Source organism: Streptomyces sp. NPDC015144, assembly GCF_043079735.1.
Taxonomy (GTDB): Bacteria; Actinomycetota; Actinomycetes; order Streptomycetales; family Streptomycetaceae; genus Streptomyces.
On sequence record NZ_JBIBUU010000036.1, the window covers coordinates 1 to 26,109 of the forward strand.

A 26,109-nucleotide genomic window follows, 5' to 3' on the forward strand; every position below is an offset into this window, starting at 1 on the left:
TTCCGGCGGTTCCAACCTTACCAGACTCTTTTTCGTTCCGTTTCCGGTCCGAATTTGAATTCCGGTGACCTGCTGGAAGGTCTTTGCCTTTCGGCGTGTCCACTACGTTAGCCGATTTCCTTGACGGCTCATAATCGAGCCGAGGGGTTGAATTACGGCATGCCGAATTCGACCCCGTCAGGGTGAATCGTAGGTAGTAGTTGGCTGCTCCGGGCTGCTCGGTCGGTGGTCCGATGGACTCCGACGACAGCTGTGCCCGTTTCAAGCGGCTCGGGCTACATTAGGTGACCCCCAAGAGCGAGTCAAGTTGCGCGGCGACGTGGCACATGGGCCCGGTAGGGGCTCACCGTGGGGTCCCCTTCGATCCAGAACCGCCAGGGGTGGGTGGCCCCGTCGCCGCCCACTCCGGTGCGCGGACCGTTGCGTACCTGGTCACGCGGTGGCGGGGTGCCGTGGAGTACGGAGAGTGGGGCGCCCGGGTGGGCGATGGCGTCGGTGCCGTTCAGCGCCCGGTCCACATCGAGCGCGGTGGCCAGGCGGGCCGGGCCTTTGGCGAGTTCCTTGTCGTTCCGGGCCGATTCCCTCCGTACACGGGCGAGGTCGGCGCCCACCTGGATGGCGCCCGCGCGGAGCAGTACCCCGCTGGCTTTGCCCTCCGGGCCGCACACCAGGTTGAGGCAGTGCCACATGCCGTAGGTGAAGTACACGTAGGCGTGGCCGGGCGGTCCGAACATGACGCTGTTGCGCGCGGTGCGGCCTCTGAAGGCGTGCGATCCGGGGTCGGCCTCGCCGTCGTACGCCTCCACCTCGGTCAGGCGGAGCTCGATGGGGCCGTCCGGGGTGGCGCGTACCAGGGTCCGGCCCAGGAGGTCGGGTGCCACATCAAGCACGGGGCGGTCGAAGAAGTCACGCGGCAGCGGCGTACGGTCCAAACCCTCGATCATGGCGGTCGAGGTTACCGGGAACCGGGAACGGTCGTGGCGCGTATGTACGGGTCAGGACCAAGGAGGAGTGAAGATGGGCTTCAAGCGGCTGCTCGCGAGCCTCGGCGCCGGCGGCGCCTCGGTGGAGACCGAGCTTTCCGAGCTCAACGTCGTGCCGGGCGGAATCGTCCAGGGCGAGGTGCGGATCCAGGGCGGTTCCGTGGATCAGCGGATCCAGGGGCTCTCGGTGGGACTGCAGGCCCGGGTGGAGGTCGAGGGCCACGACACGGAGACCAAGCAGGACATCGAGTTCACCAGACTGCAGCTCGGTGGCGCGTTCGAACTGCAGGCCGGAGCCACGCACGTCGTTCCCTTCGGGCTGGAGATTCCCTGGGAGACGCCGATCACCATGTTCGCCGGGCAGCACCTGCGCGGCATGAACATCGGGGTGACCACCGAGCTGGACATCGCCCGCGCGGTGGACTCGGGTGATCTCGACCCGGTCAACGTGCACCCGCTGCCGGCGCAGCAGGCCATCCTCGACGCCTTCGGCCGGCTCGGATTCCGGTTCCACAGCGCGGACATGGAACGCGGTCACATCCGCGGGACGCGTCAGCGGCTGCCGTTCTACCAGGAGATCGAGTTCCTTCCTCCGCAGCAGTACCGCGGGCTCAACCAGGTCGAGCTGTCGTTCGTCGCGGACGACCGCGAGATGGACGTCGTCCTGGAGATGGACAAGAAGGGCGGCCTCTTCACCGAGGGCAGCGACACGTACCGCTCGTTCAAGGTCGGCCTGCACGACTTCCAGGGGACCGACTGGGCGGCGTACCTCAATCAGTGGCTGGCGCAGGTCGGCGGTCAGCGCAACTGGCTCTAGGGTCGTGGAGGATCTTGCCGACCGCTGTGCCGTACAGCCATCAGGAGAGGTACTGACGTGACCGAGCCGAAGAGGGCCCCGCTGCCGCACGACTTCCATCCGGAAGTGCCGTCGTTCACGGTGACGAGCGAGGATCTCGCCCCCGGGGCGGTGCTGGCGGACGCCCAGGTGTTCGCGGCCGGGAACACTTCGCCGCACCTGCGGTGGGAGGGGTTCCCGGCGGGGGCCAAGAGCTTCGCCGTGACCTGTTTCGACCCCGACGCCCCGACCGGCAGCGGGTTCTGGCACTGGGTCCTCTTCGACATTCCGGCGTCGGTCACGGAGCTGCCGGCCGGTGCGGGCAGCGGCTCCTTCGCGGGACTGCCCGCCGGGGCCGTGCAGGCGCGCAACGACTACGGGTCGAAGGACTTCGGCGGTGCCGCGCCGCCGGCCGGGGAGAACCACCGCTATGTGTTCACCGTGTACGCGGTGGACACCGAGAGGCTGGGGATCGACAGCGACGCGTCGCCCGCCGTCGTCGGGTTCAATCTGCGCTTCCACACCCTGGGCCGCGCCCAGCTGATCGGTGAGTACACGGGCCCCGCCTGAGGGTCGCCGTCGAACCGAGAGTTCCCCCTCTGTTTGCCCTGTCCTGGTCCTGGAGAGATCAGGGCAGGGCATTTTTTTATTGCGTTGTCCATCAGGGGCTGCCCGGCCAGAGTTGATCCGGGCCTGCCAGGGGGCGGGCGGCACACGGGAGGTGGGCGAGATGCGGGACACGCTGGTACTGAACGCGAGCTTCGAGCCGCTGTCGACGGTGACGCTGAAGCGTGCGGTGGTGTTGATCCTCCAGGACAAGGCCGTCGTCGAGCAGGCACATCCCGATCTCCGCATGCGCGGTGCCGCCGTGGACATCCCTGCGCCCCGGGTGATCAGGCTCTGCCGTTACGTACGGGTGCCGTTCCGAAGACACGCGCCGTGGTCCCGGAGGGGGGTGCTGGTCCGGGACCAGCACCGGTGCGCGTACTGCGGGCGGCGGGCGAGCACCGTCGACCATGTCGTACCGCGTGCCCAGGGGGGTCAGGACACCTGGCTGAACACGGTGGCGTCCTGCGCCGAGGACAACCACCGCAAGGCGGCCCGGACGCCGGAGCAGGCCGGAATGCCGCTGCTGCGGCAGCCCTTCGTGCCGTCTCCGGCGCAGGCGATGCTCCTCGCCATGGGGGCCGGGGAGCTGGCGGAGCTGCCGGACTGGCTGGACCGGGCCGCGGCGTAGCCGGCGTACGCGTATCGCCGTACGGAAGCCCGCCTCCGGGGGGAGGCGGGCTTCCGTGTGTCAGCGGAGCAGGAGCTGGACGATGGCGGCCGTGCCGACCAGGACGATGAGCACGCGCAGGACCACGGGGCTGAGCCGGCGTCCGATCTTCGCGCCGATCTGGCCGCCGAGCGCGGAGCCGACCGCGATGAGCACGACGGCCGTCCAGTCGAAGTCCGCGACGAAGAGGAAGAAGAGCGCGGCGATGCTGTTGACGACCGCGGCGAGGATGTTCTTGACGGCGTTCAGGCGCTGCATGGTGTCGTCGAGCAGCATCCCCATCAGGGAGAGGTAAATGATCCCCTGGGCGGCGGTGAAGTAGCCGCCGTAGACGCTGGCGAGCATCAGCCCGACGAACAGGAGCGGTCCGCCGTCGGGGCGGGCGGGGCTGCCGGTGGTCTCGCGGCGGCGCTGGACCGCTTTGCTGATGCGCGGTTGCAGGATGACCAGGACGAGCGCCAGGGCCACCAGGATCGGCACGATGGTCTCGAAGGCCGTGGAAGGCAGGGCCAGCAGCAGGGTGGCGCCGGTGAGGCCGCCGATGAGGGCGCCGATCGCGAGCTTGAGGACGCGACGGCCCTGGCCTTCGAGCTCCTTGCGGTAGCCGATGGCGCCGCTGACCGAGCCGGGTATCAGTCCGAGGGCGTTGGAGACGGTGGCCGTGACCGGGGGCAGGCCGGTGGCCAGCAGGACGGGGAAGGTGATCAGTGTTCCCGAGCCGACGATCGTGTTGATCGTGCCGGCGCTGATGCCCGCGGCGAAGACGGCGAGCATCTCCCAGAAATTCATGGCGTGTCCCCCGTGCATGATCGGTGCTTGGTTCACTGATCATGCACGGGGCGTGTACGCGTCATTCGACCGGGGGGACCTCGCGGCGTTCCTTGCCGGTGTCGAAGCCGGGGGTGCTCTTGCCGGTGTCGAAGCCCGGGGCTCCGTTGCCGAGGTTGCCGAAGGCGCCGCTGAGGCCCTTGAGGGCGTCACCGATCTCGCTGGGCACGATCCAGAGCTTGTTGGCGTCGCCCTCGGCGATCTTCGGGAGCATCTGGAGGTACTGGTACGAGAGGAGCTTCTGGTCCGGGTCGCCGGCGTGGATGGACTCGAAGACCGTACGGATCGCCTGGGCCTCGCCCTCGGCGCGCAGGGCCGATGCCTTGGCCTCACCCTCGGCGCGCAGGATCGCGGACTGCTTCTCGCCCTCCGCGGTGAGGATCGCGGACTGGCGCGTACCTTCGGCCTGGAGGATGGCGGCGCGCTTGTCACGGTCGGCGCGCATCTGCTTCTCCATCGAGTCCTGGATGGAGGTGGGCGGCTCGATCGCCTTGAGTTCGACGCGGTTGACCCGGATGCCCCACTTGCCGGTGGCCTCGTCGAGGACGCCGCGCAGGGCCGCGTTGATCTCCTCGCGGGAGGTGAGGGTCCGCTCCAGGTCCATGCCACCGATGATGTTGCGGAGGGTGGTGACCGTGAGCTGTTCGATCGCCTGGATGTAGCTGGCGACCTCGTAGGTCGCGGCCCTGGCGTCGGTCACCTGGTAGTAGATGACGGTGTCGATGTTCACGACCAGGTTGTCCTGGGTGATCACCGGCTGGGGCGGGAACGGCACGACCTGCTCGCGCAGGTCGATGCGGTTGCGGATGGTGTCGATGAACGGGACGACGATGTTCAGGCCCGCGTTGAGCGTGCGGGTGTAGCGGCCGAAGCGCTCGACGATGGCGGCGCTGGCCTGGGGAATGACCTGGATCGTCTTGATCAGGGCGATGAAGACGAGCACCACCAGAATGATCAGGACGATGATGACCGGTTGCATCGTTCTTCGTTGCCCTTCGGTTGCCGACGGTTCGTGATGATCGGGCCGGGATCACGGTGGGGGTCGACCCTCCGGCCGGTCCCGCTTCCATGATGATCGACATGATCGACATCGAGTCTGGCAGAACACGCACTGCCGTGGGGGCGGTTCGGTCACATGACGACCGCCGTGGCCCCGTCGATCTCGACGACATCGACCTGCTGGCCGGGGGCGAAGCTCTGCTCCTCGTCGAACGCGCGGGCCGACCAGATCTCCCCGGCCAGCTTGATCCGGCCGCCGCTGCCGTCGACCCGTTCCAGGACGACGGCCTGACGGCCCTTCAACGCGTCGATTCCCGTGGCCAGTCGGGGCTGGCCGGAGCGGTGTCTGGCGGCGATCGGGCGGACCACGGCGACGAGCGCCACGGAGACCACCAGGAACGCCAGGACCTGGACCACGATGCCGCCGCCGAGCGCCGCGACGACCGCCGCGACCACCGCTCCGACGGCGAACATGCCGAATTCGGGCATCGCGGTCAGGACGAGCGGGATGCCCAGCCCCGCCGCGCCGATCAGCCACCACACCCACGCGTCGATGTCCACGGGCCCATGGTAGGACCGCGGACGCCCCCGCGGACAGGGCGCGGGCGAGCTCCGGACCGGCCGGGCCCGTGGGCCGGGCCCGTGGGCCGGGCCCGGGCCTGGTGCGGTGGGCCGGGGGGAGCTGCGGGGTCGGAAGAGCGGCGCGGTCAGGAAAGGGGCAGGCCGTGGGCCGTGTAGCGGTCGCCGGTGTGCTCGACGACGAGCGGCAGCCCGAAGCAGAGGGAGAGGTTGCGGGAGGTGAGCTCGGTCTCCATGGGGCCGGCGGCGAGCACCTTGCCCTGGCGGATCATCAGGACGTGGGTGAAGCCGGGGGCGATCTCCTCGACATGGTGGGTGACCATGATCATGGAGGGGGCGTACGGGTCGCGGGCCAGTCGGCCGAGGCGGCGGACCAGGTCCTCGCGGCCGCCGAGGTCGAGACCGGCGGCCGGTTCGTCGAGGAGCAGCAGCTCGGGGTCGGTCATCATGGCGCGGGCGATCAGGGTGCGCTTGCGCTCGCCCTCGGAGAGGGTGCCGAACTTGCGGTCGAGGTACTCGGTCATGCCGAGCCGGTCGAGGAAGGCGCGGGCGCGCTCCTCGTCGACGGCCTCGTAGTCCTCGTGCCAGGTGGCGGTCATGCCGTACGCGGCGGTGAGCACCGTCTGCAGCACGGTCTGGCGGCGGGGCAGCTTCTCGGCCATGGCGATGCCCGCGATGCCGATGCGGGGGCGGAGCTCGAAGACGTCGGTGCCGACGCCGCCGAGGTGCTCGCCGAGGACGCTGACGGTGCCGGAGCTCGGGAAGAGGTAGCTGGACGCGATGTTGAGGAGGGTGGTCTTGCCGGCGCCGTTCGGGCCGAGGATGACCCAGCGCTCCCCCTCCTTGACCGACCAGGAGACATCGTCCACCAGAGCGCGTCCGTCGCGGACCACGGATACGTCCACCAGCTCCAGTACATCGCTCATGGCGCGTTGTCTCCCCATGCAGTGTCGAGATCGTCGGTGCCTGTGGGCACGGCTCCCCAGGAAATCTACGCCACCGGACGAGTGTGCCCGGCCCTGGGCCCGCGTGACGACGGGGACGGGGCCGGTTCTCTACGCTGTCCCCATGCTTTCGGAACCACGCTCAGGACGGCTGGCCTCATGGGGAAACGCGCTTCTGGCGGGGCTGGTGTCGCCGGACGACGCGGCGCTCGCCATCGTCGGGGAGGACGCGGTGCACCGCGTCGAGGGGCTTCCGGGTGAAGCGGGGCCGGTCGGGCTCACGCTGGCCCTGGGGCGGCTGCGGGGGCTGGGGGTGACGGGTTTCCGGGTGGCGCTGCCGGCTCCGGGGCATCCGCTGGGGTTGAGCGGTCCGCCGGAGTTCAACGCGCGGGCGCTGGAGGCCGAGGAGGCGGTGGTGGCCTTCGGGGCGCCGTACGGGCTGGTTCCCGAGGTGCGGGAAGCGGGGCCGGAGGGGGACCTGCACATCGAGGTGGTGTGGCGGTGTCTGGCGGTACGGGAGGCGCCGCCGGCCGATGTGCCGTCGCTGGGCGAGGCGGAGCGGGAGCTGGCGGAGGGGCTGCGGGACGCGACGGCGGTGCTGTCTCGGCTGGACGTGGCCGGTTCGGGGCCGGTGGCCGAGGCGGCGGTGGACGCGTACCGGGCGCGGGCGGAGCGGGGGCGTGAGGTGCTGGCCCCGGGGTATCCGCCGCGGGCGGTGCGGGTGCTGGAGCTGGCGCAGCGGGTGGGGCTGCTGATCTCGGTGGCGTACGAGAACGGGCACGGCGGGGCGGTGAGCGCCTCGCAGATCGCGGCGCGGGGCGAGGCGCTGCGGCCGGTGGAGCGGGTGGCACGGCGGGCCCAGGTGGCGGCGTACAACGCGTATGTGGAGGAGCTGGAGCGGCGGCGGTAGGTCCTTCGGGCGGTGCGTGGCCGGGCGGGTCCGGGGGCCGTCCGGCCGCGCACCGGGGCCGGTCAGTCGGCGGCGCCGTGCCGGACGGCCCAGAGGGCCGCCTGGGTGCGGTCGGCGAGGTCGAGCTTCATGAGGATGTTGGAGACGTGTGTCTTGACCGTCTTCTCGGAGAGCACCAGGGCGCGGGCGATCTCCCGGTTGGAGCGGCCGTCGGCGATCAGCCCCAGTACCTCCCGCTCCCGTTCGGTGAGCGTGCTTCCCCGGCCCGTGCCGCCGCCCGGTTCCTCCTGGGCGAGCAGGGCGCCCGCGACCTCCGGCTGGAGCAGGACGTGGCCCGCGTGGACCGAGCGGATGGCGCCGGCCAGGGCGTCCGGGTCGACGTCCTTGTACACGTAGCCGGAGGCTCCGGCGCGCAGGGCGGGGATCACGGTGCGCTGCTCGGTGAAGCTGGTGACGATCAGGACCTTGGCCGGGTTCTCCAGCTCGCGGAGCCTGCGCAGGGCCTCGATGCCGTCGGTCCCGGGCATCTTGACGTCCATCAGGACGACGTCGGGGCGGAGCTCCTCCGTCCTGGCCACGCCCTCGGCGCCGTCGGCCGCCTCGCCGACCACCTCTATGTCGTCCTGGACCTCCAGGAACGTGCGCAGACCGCGACGGACCACTTGGTGGTCGTCGACCAGCAGCACCCTGATGGTTCTGTCAGCCACCGGGTACCTCCATCTCGATCGTGGTGCCCTTGCCGGGCGCCGATTCAACGGTGAGCCTTCCGCCGACGCCGTTCGCGCGGTCCCGCATGGAGACCAGGCCCAGGTGGCGGCCGGCCTGCCGGGTCGCCGCGGGCTCGAAGCCGCATCCGTCGTCGGTGATCCGGAGCAGTGTGCCGCCGCCGTGCCTGGCCAGTACGACGTCCACCCGGTCGGCCCCGGAGTGGCGCAGCGCGTTGTGCAGGGCCTCCTGGGAGACGCGGAGCAGCGCCTCCTCCTGGGCGGCGGGCACCGCCCGGACGCCCTGGCTCTCGAAGGTGACCCGGGCGGTGTGGGCCCGGTCCATGACCTGGATCTGGGTGCGGAGGGTGGCGACGAGTCCGTCCTCGTCGAGTGCGGCGGGGCGCAGCTCGACGACGGCGGCGCGCAGCTCGTCCACGGCTTCGGCGGCGAGCGCGGCGACCTGCTGGAGCTCGCCCTTGGCGCGTGCCGGGTCTCGGTCCACCAGGGCGGCCGCCGCCTGGGCCGTGAGCCGCAGCGAGAAGAGCTTCTGGCTGACGGCGTCGTGCAGCTCGTGGGCGAGCCGGGAGCGCTCCTCGGCGATGGTGAGCTCGCGGCTGCGCTCGTACAGGCGGGCGTTGGTGAGGGCGATCGCCGCGTGCTGGGCCAGGATGGCCAGGAGTTCCTCGTCCTCCGCGGTGAAGCCACAGCCGCCCTCGGGTTTGGGGCAGCGCTTGTTGGCGAGGAAGAGGGCGCCGATGATCTCCTCGCCGTCCCTGATGGGCAGGCCCAGGAAGTCGGACATGTCGGGATGGGCATCGGGCCAGCCCTCGAAGCGGGGGTCCTTGCGGACGTCGGCGAGGCGCTCGACCCGGGCCTCGTGGAGCATCGCGGCGAGGATGCCGTGCTGTCTGGGGAGTGGGCCGATCGCCTTCCACTGTTCGTCGCTGACGCCGTCGACGACGAACTGGGCGAAGCCCCCGTGGTCGTCGGGGACGCCCAGGGCGGCGTACTCGGCGTCCAGCAGCTCGCGGGCGGAGGCGACGATCGTCTTCAGGACGTCGCGCACTTCGAGGTGCCGGCTCATGGCGAGCAGGGCGGCGCTCACGGCCGCGAGGCCCGACGTTGGGCGGTGGCTCATGTGCCTCACCGTACCGGCGGGGGTCCGGGCGCCGTATCGGCCCGTGGGTGGCTCTTCCGTGGGGCGACGGGCCTAGGACCTGTCCTAGGTCCGGGGGTCGACGTCTCCCCCCGTGGGCCCAGAGCCTCACCCTCCGAATTGCTGAAGCAACGGTTGGTCAGTTCGTTACGGAGCCGATGTGAGGCCGCACATAGGACCCACGTCACTTACGAAGCCCGCTAGTGGAGAGATAAGCGCTGCATGAGTGGCGATGAGCGGGGGCGGTCACGTTCGAGCGGCCCCCTGCTCCACTACCCGGGTTCGTACGTCACACCGTTGCCAGCAGATTTTGCTGCCGCTAAGAATTGCTCTCGTCCCCGACGGAGATGCGAACGAACGCCTCCCGTCTTCGTCCTCCGTGAGGACTCCCGCGATTCGAAGAGGTACGTCTGCATGCTCGCGTCCAGCACCACCAGCCGTCGCCGCCGCCTGAACAAGACCCAGAAGCTCTCCGTCGCGGGTATATCCGCCATGGCCGCCGCCGCGCTCTCGTTCTCGCTCGTCCCCGCCAACGCCGACTCCAAGACCGAGGCATCGGCCGCCGTGACCGGCGTCCCCGTGGTGCTCGCGTCGGCCGCCGGTTCGCCGCAGGCCAAGGCCGTGCAGGCCAGCATCATCGAGCAGCACTCCACCGCCGAGCAGCTGGTGAAGGCCGCCGACCTCGCCAAGGCCAAGAAGGCCGCCGCCGCGAAGGCCAAGGCCGCCGAGGCGAAGGCGGCGGCGCAGGCGAAGGCCGAGGCCAAGGCCCGGGCCGCCGCGGTGCGGACCGAGGCCGTCGCCGCCCAGCGCACCGAGCCGCAGGCCGCCAGCCGCTCCGAGGTCCGCACCCCGGTCTACGGGAACAACCTGGACGGCTGGATCCGTCAGGCCCTCGACATCATGCAGGCCCACGGCATCCCCGGTTCGTACAACGGTCTGCACCGCAACATCATGCGCGAGTCGACCGGCAACCCGAACGCCGTCAACGGCTGGGACATCAACGCCCAGAACGGCACCCCGTCCTGCGGTCTGCTCCAGGTGATCCAGCCGACGTTCAACGCGTACCACGTCCCGGGCACCTCGACGAACATCTACGACCCGGTCGCCAACATCACGGCCGCCGCCAACTACGCGGCCGACCGGTACGGCTCGATCGACAACGTCAACAGCGCGTACTGACCGGCGGCCCGGCCCCCGGGCGGTCACCGCGTCGACGCCGAAGGGCGGCACCCCCGTGCGGGGTGCCGCCCTTCGTCCGTCCGGTGTGCCGGGGTCCGCGCTACTTGCGCATGACCTCCGGCTCGTGGCGGCGCAGCAGTCGCGCGACGACGAAGCCGCAGGCGATGCCGAGCACCAGGAGCACCGTGATGTTGATGCCCCACTGGCCGGCCGAGTGCTCCCAGAGCGGGTCCAGGTTGGTCGGGTCCTTCGGGTCCCACGGCGCCATCAGGTGCGAGAGGTCCAGCGTGGCGGCCGTACCGGCGATGGCCCAGCGGGACGGCATCAGCCAGGCGAACTGCTCCAGGCCGGGCGAGCCGTACACCTGGAAGAGGATGCCGGTGAAGACGACCTGGACGATCGCGAACATGACCAGCAGCGGCATGGTCTTCTCGGAGGTCTTCACCAGCGAGGAGATGACCAGGCCGAACATCATCGAGGTGAAGCCGAGCGCGATGATCGTCAGGCAGAGCTCCAGGGCGGGCGGCATGATCAGACCCTCGTCCGGGAGCTTGCGGGTGGCGAAGCCGATGCCGCAGATGATGACGCCCTGGAAGGCCGTGATGACGCCGAGGACGATCACCTTGGACATCAGGTAGGCCGAGCGGGACAGGCCGGTGGCCCGTTCCCGTTCGTAGATCACGCGTTCCTTGATCAGTTCTCGTACGGAGTTGGCCGCGCCGGAGAAGCACATGCCGACCGCGAGGATCAGCATGATCGTTCCGGCGGCTCCGTTGAACCGGGACGGGGCCTCCGGCGGGGCCAGGCCGAACTTGGCCGGGATGACCACGCTGACCACACCGAGCACGGCGGGCAGGATCACCATCAGGCCCATGAAGCCCTTGTCGGAGGCGATCACCGAGAGGTAGCGGCGGATCAGCGTCCACAGCTGGGCCGACCAGCTCTGCGGCTTCGGCGGGTGGATCTGCTGCGGCGGCATCTGCACCGGCTGGGCGGCGACGGCGTCGATGTCCGCGGCGTACATCTGGTAGTGCTGGGAGCCGCGCCAGCGGCCGGCCCAGTCGTAGTCGCGGTAGTTCTCGAACGCGGAGAAGACGTCGGCCCAGGTGGTGTAGCCGAAGAAGTTGAGCGCCTCCTCCGGCGGGCCGAAGTAGGCGACGGATCCGCCCGGCGCCATGACCAGCAGCTTGTCGCAGATCGCCAGCTCGGCCACGGAGTGGGTGACGACGAGGACGGTACGGCCGTCGTCGGCCAGCCCGCGCAGCAGCTGCATGACGTCGCGGTCCATGCCCGGGTCGAGGCCGGAGGTCGGCTCGTCCAGGAAGATCAGCGACGGCTTGGTGAGCAGCTCCAGGGCGACGGAGACGCGCTTGCGCTGGCCGCCGGAGAGCGAGGTGACCTTCTTGTCCTTGTGGATGTCGAGCTTGAGCTCGGCGAGGACCTCGTGGATGCGGGCCTCGCGCTCGGCCTCGGTGGTGTCCGCGGGGAAGCGGAGCTTGGCCGCGTACTTGAGGGCCTTGGTGACGGTGAGTTCCTTGTGCAGGATGTCGTCCTGCGGGACCAGACCGATACGCTGGCGCAGCTCGGCGAACTGCTTGTACAGGTTCCGGTTGTCGTAGAGGACGTCGCCCTGGTTGGCGGGCCGGTAGCCGGTGAGCGCCTTGAGCAGGGTGGACTTTCCGGAGCCCGAGGGGCCGATGACCGCGATGAGCGACTTCTCCGGGACGCCGAAGGAGACGTCCTTGAGGATCTGCTTCCCGCCGTCCACGGTCACCGTGAGGTGGCGGGCGGAGAAGGAGACCTCACCGGTGTCGACGAACTCTTCGAGCCGGTCGCCGACCAGGCGGAAGGTCGAGTGGCCGACGCCGACCGTGTCGTTCGGTCCGATGAACGCGGAGCCGGACTTGGCGAGCGGCTGGCCGTTGACGTACGTGCCGTTGTGCGATCCGAGGTCCCGGATCTCGAAGCGGCCGTCGGGCGTCGCGTGGAACTCGGCGTGGTTGCGGGAGACCTGGAGGTCGGAGACGACCAGGTCGTTCTCCAGGGCACGACCGATGCGCATGACCCGGCCGAGCGCGAACTGGTGGAACGTGGTCGGGCTGCGGTCGCCGTGGACCGGCGGGGCCCCCGCGGCCCCGCCCGCGCCGGGCGGACCGGCCATGCCCTGCTGCTGCGGTACGTACGGCTGCTGCTGCGCCTGGGCCGGGGGCTGCTGCTGCCATCCCTGCTGCTGCGGGGCCTGCGGCTGCTGCGCGGGGGCCTGCTGGTTGCCCCAGCCGGGGCCGCCCTGCGGGGGCTGCTGGGCGGGAGCCTGCTGGGCGGCCGCGCCCTGTCCCCCGTAGACGTCCGCGCCCGCGGGTGCGGTGACGCTCAGCCTCGGTCCGTCAGTGGCGTTGCCCAGGTGTATGACGGTGCCGGGGCCGATCTCCAGCTGCTGGATCCTGCTGCCCTGCGCATAGGTGCCGTTGGTGCTGCCGTGGTCCTCGATGAACCAGTTCCGGCCCCCCCAGCTGATCGTGGCGTGCCGCCACGACACCCTGGCGTCGTCGATCGTCAGGTCGCCCTGAGGATCGCGTCCGAGGGTGTACGACCTGGACGGATCGAGCGTCCAGGTCCTTCCATTCAATTCCAGTACGAGTTCCGGCACTCCGCGCCCCACTAGTTGTCCCCCGAGTTACCCCCATCACAGGGAGTCTAGGGATGCTTGAACATCGTGGGGAACTATTCCAGGAGCAGTCCCGGATACGAAAGTCGGACCGGTCCTGGTACCTGCTTGGACCTGCATCGTTACGGGGCCGACACGAACAATCGGCAAAGAGCGCGGCAAGCGTCCCCAGCGCGCACGAAACGCCACCGAACGGCGCAGACCGGGTGCCGCTCCACCTCGTCCGGGTACCGGGTGGAAGGGGACGGGCGCGGTCCGTCACGGCGCCCGCGGTCCGGTGCGGGGGCGCGGGCCGTGCGCGCTGTCCGTTCCTCGGGACGGAACCTCGGCACCCGGCGGCGGCCCGATACGGTGGAAGCACCATGAGCGCATCTCAGCCATCTCAGTCCTCCTCGTCTCCCGAGTCCCCTGAGCCTCCTGAGTCCCGTCGGGACACCAGCACCCCGACCCTTCTCGTGAAGATCTTCGGGAAGGACCGTCCCGGCATCACCGCCGGGCTCTTCGACACCCTCGCCGCCTACTCCGTCGACGTCGTCGACATCGAGCAGGTCGTCACCCGTGGCCGCATAGTGCTGTGCGCGCTGGTCACGGCCCCGGCCGCGGGCACCACCACCGAGGGCGACCTGCGGGCGACCGTGCACAGCTGGGCCGAGTCGCTGAAGCTCCAGGCCGAGATCATCTCCGGTACCGGTGACAACCGGCCCCGGGGTCTCGGGCGTTCCCACGTGACGGTGCTCGGGCATCCGCTGACCGCGGAGTCGACCGCCGCCATAGCGGCCACCATCACCTCCACCGGGGGCAACATCGACCGGATCTTCCGGCTCGCGAAGTACCCGGTCACGGCCGTGGAGTTCGCGGTGTCCGGCACCGCGACCGAGGACTTGCGGACCGCCCTGGCAACGGAGGCGGCCGGCATCGGTGTGGACGTCGCGGTGGTGTCGGCCGGGCTGAGCCGCCGGGCCCAGCGGCTGGTCGTCATGGACGTCGACTCGACGCTGATCCAGGACGAGGTCATCGAGCTGTTCGCCGCCCACGCGGGCTGCGAGGACGAGGTCTCCGAGGTGACCGCGCAGGCGATGCGCGGCGAGCTGGACTTCGAGCAGTCGCTGCACGCGCGGGTGGCGCTCCTGGCCGGGCTGGACGCCTCGGTGGTGGACAAGGTGCGCGCCGAGGTGCGGCTGACGCCGGGGGCCCGCACGCTGATCCGTACGCTGAAACGTCTCGGCTACCAGGTGGGCGTGGTCTCGGGGGGCTTCACCCAGGTCACCGACGACCTGAAGGAGCGGCTCGGGCTCGACTTCGCCTCCGCCAACACGCTGGAAGTGGTCGACGGGAAGCTCACCGGCCGGGTCGTCGGCGACATCGTCGACCGGGCGGGCAAGGCCCGGCTGCTGCGCAGCTTCGCCGAGCAGGCCGGGGTGCCGCTGGCGCAGACCGTCGCGATCGGTGACGGCGCCAACGACCTGGACATGCTGAACACCGCCGGGCTCGGGGTGGCCTTCAACGCCAAGCCGGTGGTCCGGGAGGCCGCGCACACCGCGGTGAACGTGCCGTTCCTGGACACCGTGCTCTATCTGCTGGGCATCACCCGCGAGGAGGTCGAGGCCGCCGACGGCCTCGTCGACTGATCCGTCCACCCGTCCACGCACCGGTGCCCCGGAACCGTCGAGCGGTCCCGGGGCACCGGTGCGTACGGGCGGGGTCAGCCGTTGGGCGTCCAGTACTCGACGAGCTTGCCGACGCCGTGCTCCACGCCCTTCCAGGAACCGTTGAACTCGACGACGGCGAACGCGGAGGTGGGGAACCCGCTGCGGCTCATCCGGGCCAGGGTGTCGCCCTCGGCCTCTCCGGCGAGGGCGTCGGCGAGCGCGTGCATGCCGGGGTTGTGGCCGATGACCAGGAGGTCGCGCACGTCCTCGGGGGTCTCGTTGACCAGGGCGATGAGCTCGCCGAGGGACGCCTCGTACAGCCGGTCCTCGTAGACGGTCCTGGGGCGGCGCGGCATCTCGTGGACGGCCAGCTTCCAGGTCTCGCGGGTCCGGGCGGCGGTGGAGCAGAGGGCCAGGTCGAGGTCGATCCCGGCTCCGGCGAGCCGACGGCCCGCGACGGGGGCGTCCTTGCGGCCGCGCTCCGCGAGCGGCCGTTCGTGGTCGGAATCCTGTGACCATTCCGCCTTGGCGTGCCGGAGAAGAACGATCCTGCGAGGTGTGTCGACGCTCATACACCTCAGCTTCGCATGAAACGTGCGGTCCGGCGCAGGGGGTTGACGAGCCGGTGTGCGAGGCACGGGCTCAGCCGGTCACCAGGGCGAGGAGGTGCGCGAGGACCCGGCTGATCGCCGGGTCGGCGCCGGTGGCCTGCGCCTCGCCGGGGCTGACGATCAGCAGCAGCAGGACGGCGAAGCCGAGGGCGGGCAGCACGATGCCCCACCACGGCAGCCGCACGTCGACACCGCCTGTGGCCGGGTGGGTGGTCCGGGTGGGCGTTGGGGCCCGCATGTCCGCCTCCGTGGGTCATCGGTTCTCTACGAAAGAACCTACGGACGCCGGGGCCCCGGGCCCATCCGGCAGTCCACCCACTTCACCCCCACCCCTGCCCCCTAGGGGACAGGGGGGTTAACCCCACCTGTGAGGTGTACCGGGCGTCAGGGGGAGGCGATCGAAGCGATCACCGCGACGACCACGGTGATCAGCAGCATCGCGCCGAGCACGGCGAGAAGCTTCTTCTGGCCGTTCTGAGGGTTCGGGTCGAGCACAGGAGACATGGCCCCAGTCTCGCATCTCAGCATTCGTCCTCGATCGTCCGGTCCCGCCCGGCGAGGAAGCCGACCGCCATCTGCGGCACCATGAGGCCCGCCATCAGCGCGATGGGCAGCTCCCAGCCGCCGCTGTGCTGGTAGAGCACGCCGATCAGCAGCGGCCCCGGGATCGAGATCAGGTAGCCGACGGACTGGGCGAACGCGGACAGCCGCACCACACCCGCCCCGGTGCGCGACCGCATGCCGATCATGGTCAGGGCGAGCGGGAAGGAGCAGTTCGAGATGCCCAGGAGCAGGGCCCAGGCCCAGGCCCCTCCGGCGGGCGCGAGGTAGAGGCCCGCGTAACCGGCGAGGCCGCAGCTGCCGAGGACGAGGACGATCGGGCCCTGGTTGCGCATCCGGCTCGCGACCCGGGGGATGACGAAGGCGAGCGGCACGCCCATCGCCATGGTGACGGCGAGCAGCACACCGGCGGTACCGGCCGAGACCCCGGCGTCGCGGAAGATCTGCGGCATCCATCCCATGGTGATGTACGCGGCGGTGGCCTGCAGACCGAAGAAGCAGGCGAGGCTCCAGGCGGTGCGGCTGCGGGTGATCCGGAGCTCCGGGGCGGCCTGGGCGGCCACCGGGCCGCCGGACGGCCGGTTCGCGGCGCGCCGGTCGCGCACCAGCGGGAGCCAGGGCAGGATCGCGGCGGCGGAGAGCACGGCCCACACGCCGAGACCCAGACGCCAACTGCCGCCCATCGCACTGGTCATGGGCACGGTCACCGCGGCGGCGAGCGAGGTGCCGAGGGCCAGGGCCATGGAGTAGAGCCCGGTCATGGAGCCGACCCGGTCGGGGAACCAGTGCTTGACGATGACGGGCATCAGGACGTTGCTGACCGCGATGCCCATGAGGGCGAGGGCGCTGGCGGCGAGGAAGCCGGCCGTCCCGCCGACGAGCGGCCGGATCACGAGACCCGCGGTGATGGCGATCATCCCGGCGCAGACGACCGCGCCCGGCCCGAACCGGCGGGCCAGCCTGGGCGCCATGATCCCGAAGATCGCGAAGCAGAGCGGCGGTACGGAGGTGAGGACACCGGCGACGCTGCCGCTCATGTGCAGACCGTCGCGCACCTCTTCGAGGAGGGCGCCGAGGCTGGTGATGGCGGGGCGGAGGTTCAGGGCGGTGAGGACCAGTCCGACGGCGACCAGCCGGAGCACCCAGGGGGAGGTGCCGTCACCGGCCGGCGCCGTCCGGCGGCCCTGCGGGGCCTGTGCGGCCGTGGTTCTCGTGGGGTCGTCCGCCGCGGGGGCGGGGCTCAGTGTGCTGGTTTCTTCATCGGACATGAGACCCATCATAGAATCATGGGATGATTGATTGTCCAGTCGGCGAGGAGTCGACCGGAACTCGGCGGACCTGGCGCGTTCTGAGACCATTCGCTCCGGGTGCGACCACCCCCGCCCCTCGTGCCGCTCCCGGCACCCCGCCCGCACCAGCAACCGGACCAAGGAGCACCATGGCGCTGACGTCCCCGCGGCGTTCGGCACTCGCCGACCAGGTGATTGCCCAGCTCAGGAATCAGATCACCTCGGGCGAGTGGCCCGTGGGCTCCCGCATTCCCACCGAGCCCGAACTGGTGGAGCAGCTGGGGGTGGCCCGTAACACCGTCCGGGAGGCCGTGCGCGCCCTCGCGCACAACGGGCTGCTGGACATCCGGCAGGGGTCGGGCACCTATGTCGTGGCCACCAGCGAGCTGGCCGGGGTGATGCACCGCCGTTTCGCCTCCGCCGATCCGCGCCACATCGCCGAGCTGCGCTCCACGCTGGAGTCGTCGGCGGCCCGGCTGGCCGCGGCCCGGCGCACCGAGCGGGACCTGAAGCAGCTGGACGCGCTCATGGCGCGCCGCGAGGAGGCATGGGCGGCGGGGGACGCCGAGGCGTTCGTCGAGGCGGACGCGACACTGCACCACGCCGTGGTCGCCGCCTCGCACAACGACGTGCTGACCGCCCTCTACGCCGACCTGGGGGATCTGCTGCGCGACTACCTCAGGGGCGACATCGGCCACGAGCTGCGGCCGGAGAACCACATGGACCACGGGCGGCTGGTCGAGGCGATCCGGGCCGGGGACGGCGAGACCGCGGCGGCCGAGGCGGCGAGCCATGCGCTGAGCTGCCCGGCGGATCGTCCCTAGGGGTGTCTGAACAAAGTGGGTGTGGGTGAAGGAGCGACGCCGCAGGCATTCGTGAGACTCCCCCTCAGCGGGTGTCCGGCACGCCCCGCGTCCGGTGGGTGACCCAGACGGAGGCGACCTGCTTCCAGCAGCGGTCGTCGATCCGTACGGTCCGCCCGGGTTCCACGTCGACCGGGGCGGAGTCGGCGTCCACGTCCCACCACTGACGGCACTCGGTGTGCAGCTGTACGCGGTCGGTGGAGGGGTACGGGTTGTGGCAGAGGGCGACGACGCGTGAGCCCCGTATCGAGGTGAGGCATTCGGCTCCGGCGGGCTCCGGGCTGGGTGCGGCGGGGGTGGACGCCCCGCTTCCGGCCCGGCCCGCCAGGGTTATCCCCACGGGGGCGGCGAGCCCGGCAAGCGCTATGGCGGCCGCCAGCAGCGCGCCGGTCCGGCGACGTGTGGAGCGCATGACGACCTCCTCCCGCAGCCTGGCCCGAAGTCCGGTTCATCACATTCTGCGGTGGATCGACTACCTTTTCGAGTCGATCTCGGCCGACGGGCCACGCACCCCGCCTCCGGACGTACGAAAGCCGCGTACCGCCCGTGATCGGGCGGTACGCGGCCGGGTCGAGTCCCGTCGTACGGGTCAGGCGCCCATCATGTGCACGCCGCCGTCGACGTGGATGATCTCGCCGGTGGTCTTCGGGAAGAAGTCCGAGAGCAGCGCGACGATGGCGCGGCCGGCCGGCTCCGGGTCACCCATGTCCCAGGCCAGCGGGGAGCGGGTGTCCCACACCTTGGCCAGGTCGGTGAAGCCCGGGATGGACTTCGCGGCCATCGAGCCGAGCGGACCGGCCGAGACCAGGTTGCAGCGGATGTCGTCCTTGCCCAGGTCACGGGCGAGGTAGCGGGAGGTGGCCTCCAGGGCGGCCTTGGCCGGGCCCATCCAGTCGTACTGCGGCCAGGCGAACTGCGCGTCGAAGGTGAGGCCGACGACCGAGCCGCCGTTGTTCATCAGCGGCTTGCAGGCCATGGCCAGCGACTTCAGCGAGAACGCCGAGACGTGCATCGCGGTGGCGACCGACTCGAACGGGGTGTTCAGGAAGTTGCCACCGAGGGCGTCCTGCGGCGCGAAGCCGATGGAGTGGACGGCGCCGTCGAGGGAGCCGAGCTCCGCCTCGACCAGACCGGCGAGCCGGTCCAGGTGCTCGGCGTTGGTCACGTCCAGCTCGATGACCTTGGCCGGCTTCGGCAGCTTCCTGGCGATGCGCTCGGTCAGCGTGGGCCGGGGGAAGGCCGTGAGGATGACCTCGGCGCCCTGTTCCTGGGCCACCTTGGCGGCATGGAAAGCGATGGACGACTCCATCAGCACACCGGTGATGAGGATGCGCTTGCCGTCGAGAATTCCGCTCATGGTGATCAGTGACCCATGCCCAATCCGCCGTCAACCGGGATGACGGCTCCAGTGATGTACGACGCGTCGTCGGAGGCGAGGAAACGCACCGCGGCGGCGATCTCCTCGGGCTGCGCGTAGCGGCCAAGCGGCACCTGGGCCACGATGCCCTTGCGCTGCTCCTCGGTGAGCGCCTGCGTCATGTCGGTGTCGACGAAGCCGGGCGCGACGACGTTGAAAGTGATGTTCCGCGAGCCGAGCTCACGGGCCAGCGAGCGGGCGAAGCCGACCAGACCGGCCTTGGAGGCGGCGTAGTTCGCCTGCCCGGCCGAGCCGAGGAGCCCGACGACGGAGGAGATGAGGACGACCCGGCCCTTCTTGGCGCGCAGCATGCCGCGGTTGGCGCGCTTGACGACCCGGAAAGTGCCGGTGAGGTTGGTGTCCAGGACGGACGTGAAGTCCTCCTCGGACATCCGCATCAGCAACTGGTCCTTGGTGATACCGGCGTTGGCGACCAGCACCTCGACGGGGCCGTGCTTCTCCTCGATCTCCTTGTAGGCCTGCTCCACCTGCTCGGCGTCGGTGATGTCGCAGCGGACCGCGAGGACACCGGCCTCGGTGAGCACGACGGGCGGCTCTCCGGATCGGTAGGTGATCGCGACCTTGTCACCGTTGTCGGCGAAGGCGCGGGCGATGGCGAGGCCGATGCCCCGGTTTCCTCCGGTGACGAGAACCGAGCGGCTCATCGGATCACCCTTTCCCTAGCGGTCTGGTACGTCGAAAACCTATCGGTACCGTCCGCTCCGCGAGCAATCGGCCCCTGACAGGGCCTTCCCCCGGGCACTGTGGGGTTCCTACAGTGCGCGGTCCTCCCGGGAGGGCCGCCGCCGGGTCGCGGCGAGGGTGTCCGGTTGACGCCAGGTGCGGTCACCCTCCGGCGTGGTTCACTTCCGTGGTGCATCGAGAAGGGAATCCGCCGTGCCCCATGAGGTAGATCAGTCGTTCCTGGCCCTGCCGTTGCGGGCCCTCGCCGACGCGGCGCTCGCCCGCGCGCGTGCGCTGGGTGCCGAACACGCCGACTTCCGTATGGAGCGGGTGCGCAGCGCCTCCTGGCGGCTGCGGGACGCCCGGCCCGCCGCGTCGTCGGACACCACCGATCTGGGCTACGCGGTACGGGTGGTGCACGGCGGGGCCTGGGGGTTCGCGTCCGGGGTGGATCTGACGATGGACGCCGCGGCGAAGGTGGCCTCGCAGGCCGTCGCCATGGCGAAGCTGTCCGCCAAGGTGATCGCGGCGGCCGGTTCCGACGAGCGGGTCGAGCTGGCGGACGAGCCGGTGCACGGCGAGCGGACCTGGGTGTCGGCGTACGACGTCGATCCGTTCGAGGTGCCGGACGAGGAGAAGGCGGGGCTGCTCGCCGAGTGGAGCGCCCGGCTGCTGGCGGCGGAGGGCGTCGCGCATGTGGACGCGTCGCTGAACACCGTCCACGAGAACAAGTTCTACGCGGACACGGCCGGGACGGTGACCACCCAGCAGCGGGTGCGGCTGCACCCGGAGTTCACCGCGGTGGCCGTGGACGGGACGACCGGCGAGTTCGACTCGATGCGGACGATCGCCCCGCCGGTGGGCCGCGGCTGGGAGTACCTGACCGGGACCGGCTGGGACTGGGCCGGTGAGCTGGAGCGGATCCCCGGGCTGCTGGCCGAGAAGATGCGCGCCCCGAGCGTCGAGGCGGGGACGTACGACCTGGTGGTCGACCCGTCCAACCTCTGGCTGACCATCCACGAGTCGATCGGCCACGCCACCGAGCTGGACCGGGCGCTGGGGTACGAGGCGGCGTACGCCGGGACCTCGTTCGCCACCTTCGACCAGCTGGGCAAACTGGCGTACGGCTCCCCCGTGATGAACGTGACCGGTGACCGCACCGCCGAGCACGGTCTCGCGACCATCGGGTACGACGACGAGGGCGTCGCGGCGCAGTCCTGGGACCTGGTGCGCGACGGGACGCTGGTCGGGTACCAGCTGGACCGGCGGATCGCGAAGCTGACCGGCCTGGGCCGTTCCAACGGCTGCGCGTACGCGGACTCCCCCGGCCATGTCCCCGTGCAGCGGATGGCCAACGTGTCCCTGCGGCCGGAGCCGGGCGGGCTGTCCACGGAGGACCTGATCGGCGGGGTGGAGCGCGGGATCTACGTGGTCGGCGACCGGTCCTGGTCGATCGACATGCAGCGGTACAACTTCCAGTTCACCGGTCAGCGGTTCTTCCGGATCGAGAACGGGCGCCTCGCCGGTCAGCTGCGCGATGTCGCCTACCAGGCGACGACGACGGACTTCTGGGGCTCGATGGAGAAGGTCGGCGGCCCGCAGACGTACGTGCTGGGCGGCGCCTTCAACTGCGGCAAGGCGCAGCCGGGGCAGGTCGCCGCCGTCTCGCACGGCTGCCCGTCCGCGCTCTTCCGGGGCGTCAACATCCTCAACACGACGCAGGAGGCCGGTCGATGAGCCGTGTCAGCAAGCCGTACGAGATCGTCGAGCGCGCGCTCGAACTGTCGACCGCCGACGGTTGCGTGGTCATCGCCGACGAGCACTCCTCGGCGAACCTGCGCTGGGCGGGCAACGCCCTCACCACGAACGGGGTGACCCGGGGCCGGACCCTCACCGTCGTCGCGACCGTCGACGGCGCGCGGGGCACCGCGTCCGGCGTGGTGTCCCGGGCCGCGGTCACCGCCGACGACCTGGAGCCGCTGGTGCGCGCCGCCGAGGCCGCGGCGCGCGGGGCCTCCCCGGCGGAGGACGCACAGCCGCTGGTCAGCGGGGTGGCCGCGTCGCCCGACTTCACGGACGCGCCGGCCGAGACCGGTTCGGAGGTCTTCGCGGACTTCGCCCCGGCGCTCGGCGACGCCTTCGCCCGCGCCCGCTCCGGCGGCCGCGAGCTGTACGGCTTCGCCCACCACCTGATGAGCTCCACGTATCTGGGGACGTCGACGGGGCTGCGGCTGCGCCACGACCAGCCGACCGGGACGCTGGAGCTGAACGCCAAGTCGCCCGACCGCACCCGGTCCTCCTGGGCGGGCCGCTCGACGCGCGACTTCAAGGACGTCGACCCGGCCGCGCTCGACGCGGAGCTGGCGCGGCGGCTGGCCTGGGCGGAGCGCCGTATCGAGCTGCCCGCCGGGCGGTACGAGACGCTGCTCCCGCCGACGGCCGTCGCCGATCTGCTGATCTACCAGCTGTGGTCGTCGACCGCGCGGGACGCCGCGGAGGGCCGGACGGTCTTCTCCCGGCCGGGTGGCGGGACCAGGATCGGCGAGCAGCTGTCCGGGCTGCCGCTGACGCTGCGCAGCGACCCGTACGCCCCCGGGCTGGAGTCGGCGCCGTTCGTGATCGCCCATGCCTCCGGGGACGGGGCCTCCGTCTTCGACAACGGGCTGCCGCTGGCGTCGACCGACTGGGTGCGCGAGGGCAGGCTGGAGCGGCTGACGGCGACCCGGCACACGGCGGAGCTGACCGGCCAGCCGGTCGCCCCGGCCATCGACAACCTGCTGCTGGAGGGCGGCGGCGAGCGCTCCCTGGACGAGATGGTGGCCGCGACGACCGGGCGCGCGCTGCTGCTGACCTGCCTCTGGTACATCCGGGAGGTCGACCCGGCCACCCTGCTGCTGACCGGGCTGACCCGTGACGGGGTGTACCTGGTCGAGGACGGCGAGGTCGTCGGCGAGGTGAACAACTTCCGGTTCAACGAGTCGCCGGTGGACCTGCTGTCGCGGGCCTCGGAGGCGGGCCGCACCGAAACGACGTTGCCGCGCGAGTGGGGCGACTGGTTCACTCGGGCCGCGATGCCCGCGCTGCGGATCCCCGACTTCAACATGAGCTCGGTGAGCCCCGGCGTGTGACCCGCCTAAACTGGGTGTTGCCCTGTGCCGCACTTATGAGGAGAGAAAGAACCGTGACGGACATCGTCGACGAGCTGAAGTGGCGCGGGCTGTTCGCCCAGTCCACTGATGAGGACGCCCTGCGCAAGGCTCTCGCGGACGGCCCGGTCACGTTCTATTGCGGCTACGACCCCACCGCGGCCAGTCTGCACGTCGGCCATCTGGTGCAGGTGCTCACCATGCGCCGGCTCCAGCTGGCCGGGCTGCGTCCGCTGGCCCTGGTGGGCGGCGCGACGGGTCAGATCGGCGACCCGCGGCCGACCGCGGAGCGCACGCTGAACGACCCGGAGACGGTCGCCGCCTGGGTGGCGCGGCTGCGGGCCCAGATCGAGCCGTTCCTGTCCTTCGAGGGCGAGAACGCCGCGGTCATGGTCAACAACCTGGACTGGACCGCGGGGCTGTCCGCGATCGAGTTCCTCCGGGACATCGGCAAGCACTTCCGCGTCAACAAGATGCTGACGAAGGAGTCGATCGCCCGCCGGCTGGAGTCCGACGAGGGCATCAGTTACACCGAGTTCAGCTACCAGCTGCTCCAGAGCATGGACTTCCTGGAGCTGTACCGGCGCTACGGCTGCACGCTCCAGCAGGGCGGCAGCGACCAGTGGGGCAACCTCACCGCGGGCCTCGACCTGATCCACCGCCTGGAGCCGGGCGCCGAGGTGCACGCGCTGGCGACACCGCTGATGACGAAGGCGGACGGGACCAAGTTCGGCAAGACCGAGGGCGGGGCCGTCTGGCTGGACCCGACGATGACCACGCCGTACGCGTTCTACCAGTTCTGGCTGAACGTGGACGACCGGGACGTCTCCCGGTACATGCGGATCCTCAGCTTCCGCAGCCCTGCCGAGCTGGAGGAGCTGGAGAAGGTCACCGAGGAGCGTCCGCAGGCCCGGACGGCGCAGCGCGCGCTGGCCGAGGAGCTGACGACGCTGGTGCACGGCGCCGACCAGTGCGCGGCGGTCGTCGCGGCGTCGAAGGCGCTGTTCGGCCAGGGCGAGCTCGGCGCGCTGGACGAGGCGACGCTGGCCGCCGCCCTGTCCGAGGTGCCGCACGCGCGCGTCACCGAGCTGGGCCCGCTGGTGGATCTGCTGGTGGAGGTCGGTCTGGCGCCGAGCAAGTCGGGTGCCCGTCGCACGGTGAAGGAGGGCGGCGCGTACGTGAACAACGTCAAGGTCGTCGACGGTGAGGCCGCGCCGGGCCGCGAGGAGCTGCTGCACGGGCGCTGGCTGGTGCTGCGCCGGGGCAAGAAGAACCTCGCCGCCGTCGAGGTCACCGGCTGAGCCCGGACCCGTATCCACTGCGCCGCGGCCGGACGCCCTCACGGGGTGTCCGGCCGCGGTGCGTGGTGCCGGAGGGTCAGGTTCTTCTGCTCCGGTTGCCGCGGACCGCGGCCCATACCGCGTCCCCGACCGCGACGATGACGATCGCGCCGATGAGCTGGAGGATGTGGCGGGTCCAGTCGATGCCCTTGGTGTCGTTGACTCCGATCCAGGTGGCGACGGTGTTGCCGAGCACGCTGCCGATGATGCCGCAGACGACCGTCAGCCAGAGCGGGATCTTCTGTTTGCCGGGCAGGATCGCCTTGGCGATCAGACCGAGCACGAGGCCCACGATGATTGCCCACAGCCAGCCCATGTCCGCCTCCTCGCGGGGCGCGGCGTCGCGCCCGTCCGGACCAGTCTCGGGCCGGGGTCGGGCGACCGCATGCCGGACGCGTCCGTGCGTGGGGCCCTGGTACCGAAATGTACGAACGTGCCCGCCCCGGTCTCGTGACCGCCGGGGGCCGGGCGTACCGTGGTTGCGGTCCGGTCCGTGGGCGGCCGGGGCGGGTCCGCGGTGCCCCCGGCCGGTCGGGGGAAGTCGGGGGAAGGGTGAGGGAGACATGGTGCGGAAGCGGAGCGACGGCGAGGTCTTCCGGATCACCGGGGCCCGGCAGGGGCTGGCGGACGATGTCCGCGGCAGGCAGCGGCGCTACGTGATCTCGATGTCCGTGCGGACGCTGTCGGTGGTCCTGGCCGCGACGCTGTGGAACGTCGAGCGGTACGTGGCGATCGTGGCGCTCGCGCTCGGGATGCTGCTGCCGTACGTGGCGGTGGTCATCGCCAACGCGGGCCGGGAGACTCCTCGTTCGCTGCCCTCGACCTTCATCCCGGCGCCGATGCGTCCGGCGCTCGACGCGGCGCCGGTGTCCGGGGCGGCCGAATCCGGCCCGGAGGGTGACGGGGCGCACGGCGGCGGGGCACCGGCCTGAGCCTGGGCCGACCTGCGGATGACGGCCGATGCTCAAGAAATGCTCAGATCAATCATGAAGTTACGGTGCACCGCACCCCGGTCTGCGTGACATACTTCGAAGCGCGCTCCGCATCCCCCGTCGGAGCGACGGACTGACGCCGGGCAGCTCCCCCCGTGGCTGCCCGGCGTCGCCTTTTTCCTGATGGTGCGGGGTCCGACATTAGGGTTGAGTCCGTGAACTCCCCTGAGAACGCGGCCGAGAGCGCCGCCGCCGCCGCACCCATCTGTTCCGCCAAGGGCTGCCGGGCCGACGCGGTCTGGGTGCTCGCCTGGAACAACCCGAAGGTGCATACCCCGGACCGTCGCAAGACCTGGCTGGCCTGCGAGGAGCACCGGGAGCACCTGTCGTCGTTCCTCGGTGTCCGGGGCTTCCTGAAGGAGGTCGTGACGCTGACGGAGTGGGAGTCCCGGGCGCAGGACGTCTAGGACCTGTCTTCAAACTGCCGTCGTCCGGCCGGAGGCCGGGCCGTGCGGTGTCCGGTGCGTGCGATCGCAAGGCGGAGGGTCGCTCCGAT

General features: G+C 70.8%; 28 protein-coding genes. 12 read left to right on the forward strand and 16 right to left on the reverse strand.

Annotated elements, in window-relative coordinates:
• Positions 1-302 precede the first annotated feature (302 nt).
• Complete coding sequence (locus tag ACF08W_RS34200; RefSeq protein ID WP_385211633.1) at positions 303-944, reverse strand: DNA-3-methyladenine glycosylase; 642 nt, start codon at positions 942-944, stop codon at positions 303-305.
• Positions 945-1,017: 73 nt separating this feature from the next.
• On the opposite strand from ACF08W_RS34200, the gene ACF08W_RS34205 reads away from it, so the two are divergent.
• The 3 genes from ACF08W_RS34205 to ACF08W_RS34215 all read left to right on the forward strand — a co-directional run bounded on the left by ACF08W_RS34205 (position 1,018) and on the right by ACF08W_RS34215 (position 3,055).
• Positions 1,018-1,800 (forward strand): sporulation protein, encoded by a 783-nt coding sequence (locus ACF08W_RS34205; RefSeq protein WP_352280330.1) that lies wholly within the window; start codon positions 1,018-1,020, stop codon positions 1,798-1,800.
• A 57-nt stretch (positions 1,801-1,857) separates the two neighbouring features.
• The gene (locus ACF08W_RS34210; RefSeq protein ID WP_392281688.1) at positions 1,858-2,388 is read left to right on the forward strand and encodes a YbhB/YbcL family Raf kinase inhibitor-like protein; all 531 of its coding nucleotides are present in this window, start codon (positions 1,858-1,860) and stop codon (positions 2,386-2,388) included.
• Positions 2,389-2,548: 160 nt separating this feature from the next.
• Positions 2,549-3,055 carry an HNH endonuclease gene (locus ACF08W_RS34215; protein ID WP_352280328.1) on the forward strand — a complete coding sequence of 169 codons (507 nt, stop codon included), beginning with the start codon at positions 2,549-2,551 and terminating at the stop codon, positions 3,053-3,055.
• 60 nt (positions 3,056-3,115) lie between these two features.
• Here ACF08W_RS34215 and ACF08W_RS34220 read toward each other — a convergent pair whose 3' ends face one another.
• From ACF08W_RS34220 to ACF08W_RS34235, 4 genes are all read right to left on the reverse strand, one after another.
• Positions 3,116-3,883, reverse strand: a complete 768-nt coding sequence (locus ACF08W_RS34220) for a sulfite exporter TauE/SafE family protein (RefSeq protein WP_352280327.1) — start codon at positions 3,881-3,883, stop codon at positions 3,116-3,118.
• Positions 3,884-3,944: 61 nt separating this feature from the next.
• Positions 3,945-4,901: an SPFH domain-containing protein gene (locus tag ACF08W_RS34225; protein ID WP_352280326.1), complete on the reverse strand. Its 957-nt coding sequence runs from the start codon at positions 4,899-4,901 to the stop codon at positions 3,945-3,947.
• 152 nt (positions 4,902-5,053) lie between these two features.
• Complete coding sequence (locus ACF08W_RS34230; protein ID WP_352280325.1) at positions 5,054-5,482, reverse strand: NfeD family protein; 429 nt, start codon at positions 5,480-5,482, stop codon at positions 5,054-5,056.
• A 146-nt stretch (positions 5,483-5,628) separates the two neighbouring features.
• On the reverse strand, positions 5,629-6,426 hold the full coding sequence (locus tag ACF08W_RS34235) for an ABC transporter ATP-binding protein (RefSeq protein WP_352280324.1): 798 nt from the start codon (positions 6,424-6,426) through the stop codon (positions 5,629-5,631).
• A 142-nt stretch (positions 6,427-6,568) separates the two neighbouring features.
• Here ACF08W_RS34235 and ACF08W_RS34240 point away from each other — a divergent pair, with 142 nt between their 5' ends.
• Positions 6,569-7,354 (forward strand): hypothetical protein, encoded by a 786-nt coding sequence (locus ACF08W_RS34240; RefSeq protein WP_352280323.1) that lies wholly within the window; start codon positions 6,569-6,571, stop codon positions 7,352-7,354.
• Between the two features lie 62 nt (positions 7,355-7,416).
• On the opposite strand, the gene ACF08W_RS34245 is transcribed toward ACF08W_RS34240, so the two are convergent.
• Both ACF08W_RS34245 and ACF08W_RS34250 read right to left on the reverse strand, forming a co-directional pair.
• Entirely contained in the window at positions 7,417-8,061 is a 645-nt protein-coding gene (locus ACF08W_RS34245) for a response regulator transcription factor (RefSeq protein WP_352280322.1), read from the reverse strand.
• Positions 8,054-9,199, reverse strand: a complete 1,146-nt coding sequence (locus tag ACF08W_RS34250) for a GAF domain-containing sensor histidine kinase (RefSeq protein ID WP_392281689.1) — start codon at positions 9,197-9,199, stop codon at positions 8,054-8,056. Before ACF08W_RS34250 ends, ACF08W_RS34245 begins: the two co-directional genes overlap by 8 nt.
• Positions 9,200-9,631: 432 nt before the next feature.
• On the opposite strand from ACF08W_RS34250, the gene ACF08W_RS34255 reads away from it, so the two are divergent.
• Positions 9,632-10,396: a transglycosylase SLT domain-containing protein gene (locus tag ACF08W_RS34255; RefSeq protein WP_352280320.1), complete on the forward strand. Its 765-nt coding sequence runs from the start codon at positions 9,632-9,634 to the stop codon at positions 10,394-10,396.
• A gap of 100 nt (positions 10,397-10,496) precedes the next feature.
• Here the strand turns inward: ACF08W_RS34255 and ACF08W_RS34260 are convergent, their stop codons facing one another.
• Positions 10,497-13,055 carry an FHA domain-containing protein gene (locus tag ACF08W_RS34260; protein ID WP_392281690.1) on the reverse strand — a complete coding sequence of 853 codons (2,559 nt, stop codon included), beginning with the start codon at positions 13,053-13,055 and terminating at the stop codon, positions 10,497-10,499.
• 368 nt (positions 13,056-13,423) lie between these two features.
• Between ACF08W_RS34260 and serB the strand changes: the two genes are divergently transcribed.
• Positions 13,424-14,689: a phosphoserine phosphatase SerB gene (serB, locus tag ACF08W_RS34265; RefSeq protein WP_392281691.1), complete on the forward strand. Its 1,266-nt coding sequence runs from the start codon at positions 13,424-13,426 to the stop codon at positions 14,687-14,689.
• Between the two features lie 74 nt (positions 14,690-14,763).
• Here serB and ACF08W_RS34270 read toward each other — a convergent pair whose 3' ends face one another.
• The 4 genes from ACF08W_RS34270 to ACF08W_RS34285 form a co-directional block, all read right to left on the reverse strand.
• Complete coding sequence (locus tag ACF08W_RS34270; protein WP_352280317.1) at positions 14,764-15,282, reverse strand: histidine phosphatase family protein; 519 nt, start codon at positions 15,280-15,282, stop codon at positions 14,764-14,766.
• 70 nt (positions 15,283-15,352) lie between these two features.
• Complete coding sequence (locus ACF08W_RS34275; RefSeq protein WP_352280316.1) at positions 15,353-15,559, reverse strand: hypothetical protein; 207 nt, start codon at positions 15,557-15,559, stop codon at positions 15,353-15,355.
• A 146-nt stretch (positions 15,560-15,705) separates the two neighbouring features.
• Positions 15,706-15,816 carry an SGM_5486 family transporter-associated protein gene (locus tag ACF08W_RS34280; RefSeq protein WP_268246558.1) on the reverse strand — a complete coding sequence of 37 codons (111 nt, stop codon included), beginning with the start codon at positions 15,814-15,816 and terminating at the stop codon, positions 15,706-15,708.
• A 26-nt stretch (positions 15,817-15,842) separates the two neighbouring features.
• On the reverse strand, positions 15,843-17,150 hold the full coding sequence (locus tag ACF08W_RS34285; protein ID WP_392281692.1) for a CynX/NimT family MFS transporter: 1,308 nt from the start codon (positions 17,148-17,150) through the stop codon (positions 15,843-15,845).
• Positions 17,151-17,320: 170 nt separating this feature from the next.
• Between ACF08W_RS34285 and ACF08W_RS34290 the strand changes: the two genes are divergently transcribed.
• Positions 17,321-17,995 (forward strand): FadR/GntR family transcriptional regulator, encoded by a 675-nt coding sequence (locus ACF08W_RS34290; protein ID WP_385211616.1) that lies wholly within the window; start codon positions 17,321-17,323, stop codon positions 17,993-17,995.
• A 64-nt stretch (positions 17,996-18,059) separates the two neighbouring features.
• Here ACF08W_RS34290 and ACF08W_RS34295 read toward each other — a convergent pair whose 3' ends face one another.
• From ACF08W_RS34295 to fabG, 3 genes are all read right to left on the reverse strand, one after another.
• The gene (locus ACF08W_RS34295) at positions 18,060-18,446 is read right to left on the reverse strand and encodes a hypothetical protein (RefSeq protein WP_392281693.1); all 387 of its coding nucleotides are present in this window, start codon (positions 18,444-18,446) and stop codon (positions 18,060-18,062) included.
• 177 nt (positions 18,447-18,623) lie between these two features.
• Entirely contained in the window at positions 18,624-19,391 is a 768-nt protein-coding gene (gene fabI / locus ACF08W_RS34300; protein ID WP_352280312.1) for an enoyl-ACP reductase FabI, read from the reverse strand.
• Between the two features lie 5 nt (positions 19,392-19,396).
• Complete coding sequence (fabG, locus tag ACF08W_RS34305; RefSeq protein WP_352280311.1) at positions 19,397-20,116, reverse strand: 3-oxoacyl-[acyl-carrier-protein] reductase; 720 nt, start codon at positions 20,114-20,116, stop codon at positions 19,397-19,399.
• A 232-nt stretch (positions 20,117-20,348) separates the two neighbouring features.
• Here fabG and ACF08W_RS34310 point away from each other — a divergent pair, with 232 nt between their 5' ends.
• Genes ACF08W_RS34310 through tyrS form a run of 3 tightly spaced genes read left to right on the forward strand, consistent with a single transcriptional unit; the run spans position 20,349 to position 24,582 of the window.
• Positions 20,349-21,872 (forward strand): TldD/PmbA family protein, encoded by a 1,524-nt coding sequence (locus tag ACF08W_RS34310; protein ID WP_352280310.1) that lies wholly within the window; start codon positions 20,349-20,351, stop codon positions 21,870-21,872.
• Positions 21,869-23,263 (forward strand): metallopeptidase TldD-related protein, encoded by a 1,395-nt coding sequence (locus tag ACF08W_RS34315; RefSeq protein ID WP_392281694.1) that lies wholly within the window; start codon positions 21,869-21,871, stop codon positions 23,261-23,263. The genes ACF08W_RS34310 and ACF08W_RS34315 overlap by 4 nt, the downstream gene beginning before the upstream one ends.
• 53 nt (positions 23,264-23,316) lie before the next feature.
• Positions 23,317-24,582, forward strand: coding sequence for a tyrosine--tRNA ligase (gene tyrS / locus ACF08W_RS34320; RefSeq protein ID WP_385211607.1), 1,266 nt, complete (start codon positions 23,317-23,319; stop codon positions 24,580-24,582).
• Between the two features lie 76 nt (positions 24,583-24,658).
• Here tyrS and ACF08W_RS34325 read toward each other — a convergent pair whose 3' ends face one another.
• Positions 24,659-24,937: a GlsB/YeaQ/YmgE family stress response membrane protein gene (locus tag ACF08W_RS34325; protein WP_352280307.1), complete on the reverse strand. Its 279-nt coding sequence runs from the start codon at positions 24,935-24,937 to the stop codon at positions 24,659-24,661.
• Between the two features lie 247 nt (positions 24,938-25,184).
• Here ACF08W_RS34325 and ACF08W_RS34330 point away from each other — a divergent pair, with 247 nt between their 5' ends.
• Entirely contained in the window at positions 25,185-25,553 is a 369-nt protein-coding gene (locus tag ACF08W_RS34330) for a DUF3099 domain-containing protein (RefSeq protein WP_385211604.1), read from the forward strand.
• A gap of 215 nt (positions 25,554-25,768) precedes the next feature.
• Complete coding sequence (locus ACF08W_RS34335) at positions 25,769-26,020, forward strand: hypothetical protein (RefSeq protein ID WP_392281695.1); 252 nt, start codon at positions 25,769-25,771, stop codon at positions 26,018-26,020.
• Positions 26,021-26,109: the final 89 nt, after the last annotated feature.

What these genes read in the sequence shown, in the direction of transcription:
- ACF08W_RS34200 (WP_385211633.1), bottom strand. Translation starts at nt 944, where the DNA reads ATGATCGAGGGTTTGGACCGTACGCCGCTGCCGCGTGACTTCTTCGAC.
- ACF08W_RS34205 (WP_352280330.1), top strand. Translation starts at nt 1,018, where the DNA reads ATGGGCTTCAAGCGGCTGCTCGCGAGCCTCGGCGCCGGCGGCGCCTCG.
- ACF08W_RS34215 (WP_352280328.1), top strand. Translation starts at nt 2,549, where the DNA reads ATGCGGGACACGCTGGTACTGAACGCGAGCTTCGAGCCGCTGTCGACG.
- ACF08W_RS34220 (WP_352280327.1), bottom strand. Translation starts at nt 3,883, where the DNA reads ATGAATTTCTGGGAGATGCTCGCCGTCTTCGCCGCGGGCATCAGCGCC.
- ACF08W_RS34225 (WP_352280326.1), bottom strand. Translation starts at nt 4,901, where the DNA reads ATGCAACCGGTCATCATCGTCCTGATCATTCTGGTGGTGCTCGTCTTC.
- ACF08W_RS34235 (WP_352280324.1), bottom strand. Translation starts at nt 6,426, where the DNA reads ATGAGCGATGTACTGGAGCTGGTGGACGTATCCGTGGTCCGCGACGGA.
- ACF08W_RS34240 (WP_352280323.1), top strand. Translation starts at nt 6,569, where the DNA reads ATGCTTTCGGAACCACGCTCAGGACGGCTGGCCTCATGGGGAAACGCG.
- ACF08W_RS34250 (WP_392281689.1), bottom strand. Translation starts at nt 9,199, where the DNA reads ATGAGCCACCGCCCAACGTCGGGCCTCGCGGCCGTGAGCGCCGCCCTG.
- ACF08W_RS34255 (WP_352280320.1), top strand. Translation starts at nt 9,632, where the DNA reads ATGCTCGCGTCCAGCACCACCAGCCGTCGCCGCCGCCTGAACAAGACC.
- serB (WP_392281691.1), top strand. Translation starts at nt 13,424, where the DNA reads ATGAGCGCATCTCAGCCATCTCAGTCCTCCTCGTCTCCCGAGTCCCCT.
- ACF08W_RS34270 (WP_352280317.1), bottom strand. Translation starts at nt 15,282, where the DNA reads ATGAGCGTCGACACACCTCGCAGGATCGTTCTTCTCCGGCACGCCAAG.
- ACF08W_RS34275 (WP_352280316.1), bottom strand. Translation starts at nt 15,559, where the DNA reads ATGCGGGCCCCAACGCCCACCCGGACCACCCACCCGGCCACAGGCGGT.
- ACF08W_RS34285 (WP_392281692.1), bottom strand. Translation starts at nt 17,150, where the DNA reads ATGTCCGATGAAGAAACCAGCACACTGAGCCCCGCCCCCGCGGCGGAC.
- ACF08W_RS34290 (WP_385211616.1), top strand. Translation starts at nt 17,321, where the DNA reads ATGGCGCTGACGTCCCCGCGGCGTTCGGCACTCGCCGACCAGGTGATT.
- ACF08W_RS34295 (WP_392281693.1), bottom strand. Translation starts at nt 18,446, where the DNA reads ATGCGCTCCACACGTCGCCGGACCGGCGCGCTGCTGGCGGCCGCCATA.
- fabI (WP_352280312.1), bottom strand. Translation starts at nt 19,391, where the DNA reads ATGAGCGGAATTCTCGACGGCAAGCGCATCCTCATCACCGGTGTGCTG.
- fabG (WP_352280311.1), bottom strand. Translation starts at nt 20,116, where the DNA reads ATGAGCCGCTCGGTTCTCGTCACCGGAGGAAACCGGGGCATCGGCCTC.
- ACF08W_RS34315 (WP_392281694.1), top strand. Translation starts at nt 21,869, where the DNA reads ATGAGCCGTGTCAGCAAGCCGTACGAGATCGTCGAGCGCGCGCTCGAA.
- ACF08W_RS34325 (WP_352280307.1), bottom strand. Translation starts at nt 24,937, where the DNA reads ATGGGCTGGCTGTGGGCAATCATCGTGGGCCTCGTGCTCGGTCTGATC.
- ACF08W_RS34330 (WP_385211604.1), top strand. Translation starts at nt 25,185, where the DNA reads ATGGTGCGGAAGCGGAGCGACGGCGAGGTCTTCCGGATCACCGGGGCC.